We start from the raw sequence: 9,670 nt of genomic DNA, 5'->3' as shown, positions 1-9,670 counted from the left end.
GATTGCTGAAAATACGTGGGTAGCTCACCCCAGAAACACGCCCGGATAACCAGACTCTGTCCATGTAAAGGATGACACTTTAACTTAGCTATGAAGACGACATCTTAATAATGGATAGACACTAATTATAGAGGCAAAGCTGACCTGGCCGTTCTGAGCTAAGCTTACCTGGCCGCTTCGGGCTATCTGCTGAGGATCCTGATATGGCGGCTTCTGGTGCGGAGTTTTTCACGATGAACGAAGTTAACCGGCTTAAAGTTATCCAGGACGTCGTCGACCGGCGGCTGACAACACATCTCGCAGCTGAGCGTCTTGGCATTTCCGACCGGCACTGTCGCCGCCTGCTTCAACGCTAACTGCCTGTGTGGTTCAGGTGCGAACGTTGATAACAAGCGACTGGGTGCGGTGCTGAGGCTGGCACTGGTAAAACAGGACCAATAGTAATGTCCGCCAGTGGCTCAATTAACATGACCGCGTTATGGTAGTTCTCACTAATAACGTAAGCTGCCTGCGCTAACAGGCTGCTTATTCCGTTATGCCAATTAGCAATTAATCTAACATAGCAGAGCCAGATCTTTATGTTTTGCCCCATCCCAATTAGGCGCCATCAGACTGAAAAGATTTCCAGTGTAATTCTTTATCCCAATATGGTTTCTTTCATTTTTTACAGAAAGTTGGCTCGTATTTGTAAACTCATTAGAAAATAAAATCGGTCCTGCTTCATTGCTACGTTGCATATATAACCGCACTATTTTCATATCATCTTGAAGATTTTTTGAAAGTTCAATTGCATCGTCACCCTCTATCGGAGCGATTGTATTAGCAATAGTCGTAATGTCATCGACTAGCCCAATTGATTCGTTTTTCGAAGTTTTGGCACCGCTGATTAGCATATCTTCAATCGCATAGTGAGATGAGCGTGAAGGTTTAAATAATGACTTAACGCCATGGAACTTCACGTTATTGCGTAAGTTACGCAGTTCTTGCAGTCCTTTCTTCACTCCATTACCCACTGATACCAAGCCATTAATCAGCTCTGGGGCACCAGCCAGCTTCGCGCCCCACCCTAGTTTATTCGCTAGATCAGGGTTGCTTTGATGCAGCACGACACTCGCTGTTTCCAGCGCAATGGCCGCCGTCGCTGTCGCATACATAAATACGCGCGCCACTGTATTTGATATGCCCGCCGCTGCCGTTGGCAGAGATCCGATCATCATGGTGATATTCCCGGCACTTTCCAACGTGCCTGAAAGTGCCGGATTACTCTGCCGCATCGACATCCCTAATGCGGTTAATCCAGTCCCCATCCCAATGGTTACAACCGCAAGTGCAGCAAGCATTGGGGCTGCAGCCCCAAACGTTGCTATGGTCAGTGCTATCGCCGCCGCCGCTGACACGGCGAGCAGCGCCCATTGCCACCACGGCGTTGGCTCATGATATGGTGGTGCTGTGTCTTTTATCATTCCATCAAGATTAGCCAGACTTGCCGCCTCGTCCCGGCGGCTCATCATGATGTGTCCGCTCGGATCGTGCCAGTTGACAGGATCACCGCCAGCACAATACGCGCGGTCGTTGAGTCCCCCAGCGCCAAACGGACTCAAGCCATCCGGCTGGTAAAATGCCCGGTGTCGTGGATCATATACCCGATATCCGTTGCCCAGATGGAAATGCCCCGTAACGGGGTCGGGCCGCTGATCGTTATAGCCCAGTCCACTCTGCATGGCGTTGATGTCTGCCAGCGGTGCTTCACCCCATGGTGTCAGCCCTAAGCGCCGTGCGCCCCACTGCCCATCTTCCTTTAGCCAAAACTCTTCGCCGCCATTACCCTGCGGATCTGCAAGAGTAAACAGTAGGTTCTCTGATTTCTCGTCACCACTGCCCTGCACCACTTGCACTACGAGCCCCGCCTCTTCATCCAGCAGGCGACGACGAATCGTGGCGCCATCCTTGTCCTGCCACGTCTCCTCACACAGCATTTCACCGCTGTAGGCGAGCACTCGATACTGTTTTTTTGCGTCGTCCCACTGCGCCACCATTCGACCAGACTCGTCATACTCATAGCGTGACTGTGGCGACGTAGAACCCAGATCGGTTACCGCCTGAAGCTGCCCGGTCTCGGTGTACGTTAGCGTTTGCTGCTGTTCGTTTAAAACCAGGTTGCCATTAGCATCGTACAGCAGATTAAGTGTTACGGGGTTGCCGCTCGCTCCTACAGTGCTGATGAAAGTCACCACAACGGAAGTTCGCTTCGTGGACTGCGACGGATCGTCGTAACGATTCTCACGGATTTCCTGGCTGTTATCAGCAAATGTGGTGATGCACTTTGTCAGGTTACCAAGTACATCGTATGTGTAGGTTTGTTCCTTAAGGATTCTGCCGTCGGCATCTTTAATTTCGCTGCCGGTAATTGAGGTGACAGTCCATTTTTGCAACTCGTCCCGCAGCCCGTTAATCGACGTAAAGTAAATGAAGGTTTCGGTGCGGGCGGCGACGGTGCTTCCCTTAAGATAAAGCGCTTTACTCAGTAGTTGGCCGACTGCAGACCAACTTTGTTCATAACGGGACATCAATGCGCCGTCGAGGTGACAAGTGCGTCCTGTTTCACGCCCGAAGGCATCGTGTTCAAAGGCGATAACCATACTATGTCCACTGCGCAGTTCCTGAACGGCAACCTTCGCCAGTCGGCCCAAGGCCGTATACTGATAGTGGTAATCCAGCGCACCACGACGGACGTGGCTGCGCATGTTCTTCCCTTGCCTGAACGTTCGCGCGTGGACTCCGCTGGCATATTGTACCCCAACCGCAGCGCGGCCTCGCAGTGAGAGTTGCGCCCGCTGTTGCTGCACAAGGGTTCTAACAATGCGGTCAAGTCGCCATTGGCCTAGCAGGAGTGGCGTGAAGCTTTCGCTGACGATTCTGCTTTGCAAGTTTTTTTGCGCCGGCCGCTCGGCCGTGAGCACCCGGGTGGTCGCATTGTAGGTGAAGGAAACTAGCGGCGTGGTCACTGTGCCCTTTTTGGTCATCCAGGTAACGCTGTTTCCGTCATCACTGTCCAAGCGAACAAGCTCGCTACTGTCTGGTAATGTGACACTTTTCTGGTTAAATAGCGTTTTACCGGAGGAATCGCTTCCTCGCACCGTCTCGATGATCTTGTTGCTGAGGTTACCGCTGCTACTCAAAGCTTGGCTGCCCAGAATTTTGGCTGTCCCGTTCTTTGGCATGAGGCTGACGCTAACCGGCGTACCGCTTAGTCCCTGATAAGACCAAAACACCGTCGCCCCGTCCGGTGAGCACAGGCTAGTCTGCCTGCCCAAGTCGTCGTAAGCCATCTGCCATGTGCGTATTCTCGTTGTGCCGCCGGGCATGGCTGGGATTGTTTGCTTCAGAGACGTACGCTGTCCGCGCACGTTGAAGATCTCTTGGGTCTGCATTTCTGCATTGCTATTTGCGCTTTCATTTTTGCTCCAACGCTTTTGAGTCAAGACCACACTGCCGTCGTTGAGGTTTTTTTGCCTGCGCTCTTGCGTATGCACCTTTCCGCTGGCAAACAGTCCTGTCACTTGCTCATACTTGAGCACTTCCCCGGTGGACTCAGCAGCCGTGCTGTGTTTCTCTGCTTGCCAGAACCACGCGGCACTTTGCAACGGATCCGCTTTAACGGCGTCATCCTCCACGCAGAGCCCACCCGGCAGGTAATCACAGGACACTTTTTGCGCTATCGCCCCAGCGTTGTCGTAGGTGATGTCTTCGATCCGACAATAATTGGACGCCGCATGGTTGTCGCCAGGGATACGCTGCAGTTCGCGGCGAACGGCTCTCTGTAGACCGTCATAGAGTGTCCGCGCGCGGCGTCCATCGCGCCCGGTGATACCAACCCACGTTCCCCCGCTACCCGGCACATCGGTCCAGGTGACATCTTCACCTTTGGTTTGAGCTTCAGGGGAAACACCGACGGAAAACGTATTGCTTTCGTAATCCATAGTGACGCTAGTCAGCCCGCGACCGCGTGCGTCATAGGTGTGATAGCGTGCGGTTTTTGGGATACCGTTCTCATCCTGTTGTGTGTCTCTGAGCAAATGTCCGCTGCGGGCCGAAAGAACCTGTTGCGATACAATCGCCCTCTCACCGGTTGACAGTAACGATGAGGTTATAGACGTCAGCGTGCCGTCCTGCCCATCAGTGCGCATGACCTCATTCAGGATTTGCGTGCGGCGGGCCGTGTTATCCTTGTACCATGTGGTTGCCGTACGCGTAACGCTGCGGGCAACACCCTCGGATGATGCGTTGTTAACGTTTTTTACCAGCGACACGGTTAATCCCTCCCTCCCGTCCCGCTTTTCTGCCGCCCAGGGCTCGCGACGTTCGAATCCTGACGCAGTGATGCCCTCCACGGTTAGGACAGTATCAGGCTCCAGCATGCCCTTCGCGTTAACTGAGGCATCGGCATAGCCGTACAAGGTCAAGGTATGATCAGAGGTACTTTGATCCGGAAAAGCCAAATATTGGCACTGGGCTAGCAGAGGCGGCTGAGAGGCGTCTGGCACCACTGGGCATTGCAGGGCTGCGGCGGTCCATAGCGCAACGTTATCCTCAAGAAGCAATCCACTTAGCAGGCCGGCGAGATCGGGCACTTTGTCACTGCGATTGGCTTGAGTTGCGGTCGCCGGGTAATAGCATAAGTGTGTGGTCATGCCGTCATCAGCCACCATTTTAACCGGCAGGCCAGTCTGCGGGTCATAGGTAATACATGTCGTCTCGGTAACGGCAGAAGTCTTAACCTGGGATCTTTCGCTAACATGGCTCATGATTTTTTCTCCTCGGCAGATGCCGGTGCAGGATGCAGGTCTTCGGTGGTGACAACGGTTTGGATGGCTTGGCTCAGTAGGCGGTATCTGACGGCAGGAAGGGTGCTGGATACATTGTCAGGGTAAGTGTGCGTGGTGGTGCGGCGCGAGACGCCGGGCACTTCTTCAACTACCGAAATAAGGAGATGAAGGTGATTGCGAACGGTCCAAGTGCGCCGAAGAAAACGACCCAAAGTATCAATGCCGTCGTACACCGTGGACGAGTAGGTTTCGCCGTTCTTCATAACCAGAGAGTTAGCATTCTCCCATCGCCATGTTTTGGTGATGGTGGGTTGCCCCGCTCCCGGGATGAGAAAACTATTTTCTACCTGTAATAAAGGTAAGTTATCAACCGTGTCAGACTCTTCCTGCTTCCACTGCTTTTGGTATACAACGCTCTCCAGCGAACCGTCTTCCTCGGCAATTGATGTCAGTACTCGGTCAAGAGCAATATCTCCGCTGTAGCCAAAGCGCACGCGTTGAACGGCGGAATTGTCCTTTTTGCCGGTGCGGGTTAGCTGGGTCAGCAGGCAGTTTGTAATATCCAGCCGCACGCTGTACTCCTCATCCGGCAGCGAATCTGGAAACACCCTAAACCTAATGATCTCACTCCCTTGTGCAACCAATTTACCGTGCTCAACCTGCATCAAATGGATATTGCCATCTTTGACTGCCTTCAGCAGAACGTGACCTTCTTTCCCCTCCCAGACCAGTGTCAGACTGCCACCTTGAGGAGAAGTAATGGTGATTGGTGCAAGGATAAACGCGCTGCGCCGCATATCACTAATCCGCTCTTGCATGTCCTTAATTTGGTTATCGAGATGCTCGATGTCACTTGTTTTTAAATCTTTTTCCTTTTTCCACTTTTCCAGATTTTCAATGACCTTGCTGAGTTTATTAACGCAGGACATCTTATAACTCTCGCTGGCTTCTTTACCGTCGTGCTCGAGCGGCATGCTGAGCACCTCCTGACGTCCCGATGGCAGGGTCACGGTTAGGGAGCTAAGTACTGTGTTGTTTTTGCTACGATTGCTGTTAGTTGCCTTGCCTGCCAGGATCAAACCGCCTCGGCTTAAGGTGGCGGCTTCACTGGCAGTAAGATCATATAACTCTTTTGCGGTCAAATAGACTATCTGGCCAGTGCTGAGAGTCAGCATGCGCAATCGGTTGTCGAAGGAAGAGAAACGGAAAGCCCAGCCGTCGCCCATTCCGCCTTCATTGGCACGAGTTGCGGAGTAATGGAGTGTTAAGTTGAGTTCGGGTCCATTGCCAGCAAGCCCACGCAGGGTTGCCACCTGATAATGGGCGTGGAAGAGTCCGGTGCGGGGATCGACGCCGTTCTCGTTCATCGCGGTGACGTCATAAACCTCGGAATTCACGGTAGAACTGTAATCGGCACACAGTGTGTCAGAAGGGATAAAGTTAAGGGTGTTGAGCGGCGGTTCAAGTGAAAGCTTCGTCCCACCACCAAAACCTCGATTATTAATAAAGAAAGCTACGGCGCAGGGTGATGTATTTAGTTCACGGTCATTAGCGGGATAGTGTAAGTTCACGCCTTCAAAGATGCGCCCGCCTTTGTTCACAACGTCCAGTAAGTCTTTGGAGTCAGGTATATTAAAGCCCTCGACGCACTGCAAAAACCGCTGGATGAGTACACCTGCTGTGACTGCGGAAGGAAGTAAATGCAACGCCAAAACACTGCTAAAGTGTTTTTCCTTCGCTTTCCCGACGCGCAACATTATTTTGTGGTCAAAGGCCTGCAGACAATTCAAAATATTTATCGCAGGAGGAAGAGGTAACAACCATAGGGGGGTTGTCGGCTCACGGCCATAAAAATGATGGCTGTAAACGCGAGAAGTGATGATGCAATGAACAAGCGTACTAGAGAGTGTAACTTTGCCAAATAAATCTTTTTTGTAAATCCACGGTGGAAATTTAAGCATTGTAGAATCAACCCACGTAGTTTTTAAATTTTCCACTTTTTTCAACACTAGATGACTAATTTTATCAACGATTCCTTTCAATTCAGAAATCAAATCATGAGGTAATGAATAAGTTTCGACGAATTTCAAAAAATAAGAAAATTGCAAAGGGTCAGTCATCGGGATTAGAGCTTGCTCAATATATGATATATAAGCCTCATGGCTCTCGCTTAGTTCATATAGCTCATTCTCAAGAACAAACGTGAAGAGCATTTCCTGAATAAGTCTATTCTGCATATTTTGCATGACATTATCAGTAAGCTTGAATACTTTCGTATCTGTTTGCGACACACTCACTAACTGCCCGATTAATGGTATGTGCTCTGGTAGCCACACATTCCACTTAGCGTCATCAGTACTTGAAGACTGCACTCCCTTTTCTGTGCCGATGTGTAATGGAATACCATTTTCTCTTGCCCCGGCAATCAGTGCTGACCTTGCTGCCACATTCCATGCGCGCTTTGATGCTTGCGCCTTTCTGTCAGGATTCCATTCCCATTGCGCCGTTACTTGGTCGGTAAGCGTATCACGCAGTGTCATTCGCAGGCCGTTGTTGAATTTATCGATTTCTTCATCTTCGTTTTCGAAGACGCCCTCACCACACAACGAAGAAAGCGTGATCGCTATGCCCTTCTCATCCTTTAAAGCCACCCGCTCTTTTGACGTCGAAAGTGACACATTCGCCGGCACACCCGCCTGCCAAAACCACCACGCTTCGTCTTCACTGGGTTTCATTTCACGCAACGACGGCCCGGCAAGCTGGATGAAGGTGCCAAGGGGCGCACTTTTCAGTGCATCACTAAGAGAGTCCATTAATATTGCCGTGGTTTTGTCTGTGTCTCTCAACGTGTAGCTGAAGGTTGACGCCAGCGGCCTGCCAGAATATTTGTCTGACGCGTACAGATACACCACGTCGCCTTGGCTCAAGTTAGGTGGGTTAATTACCCGCAACTTCCACCAGGTTACGGAATCGATGGTTACCGTGAGCGAAGACAATTGTGGAATCCACAGTAGGTTACCGCTGTTCGCTGGTGCCACGTGGGTGGTGGTTTTTATCCCCGCACGCAACATCTGGCTGCTGCGGTTTATCTGCTCACACAAAGCCTTTGACCAGTTTCCTGCTGTGGCGGCACTGGCATCTGGGGTAAAGATATGCGTTTCATAAAGCTGAGAGGTTTGCAGATCTCGCACCTGCACGCACACTTGATCACCTGCTTGCAGCGCAACATCCGGCACGCTGGCAGCTTGCACCTGGTTGCTGGCAAATGGAGCGTTGCTAAACACGCGGTACGACGGGCCGTAGGTCCATAACCGGCTGACTTCGGCTCGCTGTTGCGCTTCGTAATCGCGGAAAGTAGCCATGTCTGGCGTATCGATGCAGATACTCCGCGTTCCCTCGTCAGATAAAAATCCCGCCTGCAATAGCACACTGCCATCGGCGGTAAGACTATCGGCATTGATGACTTCTGCAAACTTCGCGGGCCAGGCGGCGCGCACGCGGTCAGCAGACTTGATGGGGGTAAACGAAACGGTTTTTAGCAACATGCCGTCGCTTTTACGCACGGCCCAGACGTTCACCGCTTCACCTTCATTCAGGTCTCGATCGGCCAGCAAAAAACCAGGACTTGACCAGATGTGCTCACCCGCTCCCAGTTGCTCCGGCTCAAAACCGGTCATGTCAGGCAACGCATCAGAGAGCGTGGACGACAAGCCAAATCCAGACAATAGTCCAGTAACAGTCCAGCCTTCGCTATGTTCGAGGGGGCTATCACTCTTGCCACCGTCAACCGGCGGGATATCAGGTTGAGGTTCCGCCTCTTCACTGTGGGCTGTGGGCTGAAGTTCCTGCTCACTAGCAAGGACATATAAGTTAATGATGTCTGACCAGGCGACAGGAAGAACAACTGGTTTATCAGGCTCATTCTCTTCGCCAAGTAGATCATCGTAATCATCGCTTTCGCCAATGGTGATGCGATAAAAATGACTGGCAAACCCGCTTTTAGCTTCCGGCGTTGAACAGCGTAAACCTTTCTGCGTATTAGAAGTCTGACTGCCGTTAAATCCAGCCAACACTAGGGGCGAGATCCAAAGTATGGAAGGGGCATCGTCTTTAATCTCTACATTAGCTACCAGCCCACTGAGTCTGACAATATTGTCTTCATCTCTAGCGTGATAGAAGTGATCATCAGAATTGGCATCGTCCTCAAAATTTGAAGGAGAATAAAATTCAACTAAAACGCGTCCAGAAATTTCAGTCAGAGACATGCTGTTTTTTATTTCGATGCGTTTATTTACACCAGATGACAGGAAAGCTTGCTCTTCCTCATCTTTTAGCGCCACTTTCTTTCTTGATTCAAGTGGTTCAAGGTCAGCAAACTTCCAAATATTCAATGAGAAGTTAGTGGAGCCTCGACGAAAATGTATTGCGTCATCGTCTACTCTCTGATAAATCCCCGACAGATTGGTCCCGCCAAGAAATGAATCGGTGAATGTTATTTCATCACCTGCATTGAGGTATGTTTCAACTTCTTTTTTTGAATATGCCATATCATACGTCCTCGGGTAATATTACATTCCCGTAAGAGATGCCCTGACGGGTAGGAGTGATCGGCTATCATGACTTCTGATGACAGTATTAAATTAATAGCAGGCATAACTTTAATGAATGGTAAACATGTCGCGACAAATGAATAAAATAACATTCAGTCGATGATGTTTATTATTAGCAATGCCAAATAGGATCGCGTTAAATTAATGGTGTTAGTAATTATAAGGAATGATATTATTTTAATTGATAAGTCAGAGAGTGGTTCCTTATTTTAAAGGATGTATTAAAGGTGCCTA

Annotated in this window: 2 protein-coding genes and 1 pseudogene; 1 reads left to right on the top strand and 2 read right to left on the bottom strand. The window is 50.5% G+C overall.

Annotated features, from left to right (window positions below):
• Nucleotides 1-203 precede the first annotated feature (203 nt).
• A pseudogene (locus ABDW13_RS08305) lies at nucleotides 204-353 on the top strand (ISNCY family transposase); the annotation flags it as partial.
• Between the two features lie 201 nt (nucleotides 354-554).
• Here the strand turns inward: ABDW13_RS08305 and ABDW13_RS08300 are convergent.
• Together ABDW13_RS08300 and ABDW13_RS08295 are read right to left on the bottom strand one after the other, a co-directional pair.
• On the bottom strand, nucleotides 555-4,805 hold the full coding sequence (locus ABDW13_RS08300; protein ID WP_343552048.1) for an RHS repeat-associated core domain-containing protein: 4,251 nt from the start codon (nucleotides 4,803-4,805) through the stop codon (nucleotides 555-557).
• The gene (locus ABDW13_RS08295; protein ID WP_343552047.1) at nucleotides 4,802-9,373 is read right to left on the bottom strand and encodes a hypothetical protein; all 4,572 of its coding nucleotides are present in this window, start codon (nucleotides 9,371-9,373) and stop codon (nucleotides 4,802-4,804) included. Before ABDW13_RS08295 ends, ABDW13_RS08300 begins: the two co-directional genes overlap by 4 nt.
• Between the last annotated feature and the right edge of the window lie 297 nt (nucleotides 9,374-9,670).

This window comes from Pantoea sp. (genome assembly GCF_039594315.1).
GTDB lineage: Bacteria > Pseudomonadota > Gammaproteobacteria > Enterobacterales > Enterobacteriaceae > Pantoea.
The sequence above is the reverse complement of the archived record's forward strand: the minus strand, read 5'-3'. Positions and strand labels throughout refer to the sequence as shown.

Coding starts and splice junctions, on each gene's coding strand:
- ABDW13_RS08300 (WP_343552048.1), bottom strand. CDS start 4,805: ATGAGCCATGTTAGCGAAAGATCCCAGGTTAAGACTTCTGCCGTTACC.
- ABDW13_RS08295 (WP_343552047.1), bottom strand. CDS start 9,373: ATGGCATATTCAAAAAAAGAAGTTGAAACATACCTCAATGCAGGTGAT.